1 protein-coding gene is annotated in these 461 nt (G+C 67.7%); it reads left to right on the top strand.

All coding sequences use genetic code 11. The features are described 5' to 3' along the window. On the top strand, nucleotides 1-314 hold a 314-nt coding region (locus tag RM844_RS32575; protein WP_394814659.1), incomplete at its 5' end, for a hypothetical protein. Nucleotides 315-461: the final 147 nt, after the last annotated feature.

The following is a 461-nucleotide window of genomic DNA, read 5'->3' on the forward strand; positions in this document are numbered from 1 at the left end:
ATGCCGAGGTGGAGCGCAGCGGCGCCGACATCCTGGCGAAGTACGCGCTGTGGAGCCTGGTCACAAACCCCGCCGACGAGGCGATCAACGACGCGCTGGCATTGCGCCTGGCCGTGATCGAGGCGGCCGAGGTGGTGTTCCGGGTGTGCCATCAGCTGCACGGGGCCGTCGGCTTCTGCGATGAAACCACGCTGTCCTGGCTGTCGCGTTACAGCCAGCCGTTGCGCCGCTTGCCATTCGGGGTGTCCAAAACCCGCGACACCCTGACCGCCCGGCTCGGCCGGCGCGGACTCACCGGATTGTTCTCGTCATGACCGACCTCGACGAGTTCAGGGCCACCGTGCGGGACTGGTGCGCGGCCCACGTCCCGAAAGACTGGCGCGCCAACCAGACCGGTGTCGGAGACGACGAGTTCGTGTCGTTCCAGAAGGCCTGGTTCGCCGAGCTGCACACCGCCGGAT

The organism is Streptomyces chisholmiae (assembly GCF_031845445.1).
Lineage (GTDB): Bacteria > Actinomycetota > Actinomycetes > Streptomycetales > Streptomycetaceae > Streptomyces > Streptomyces chisholmiae.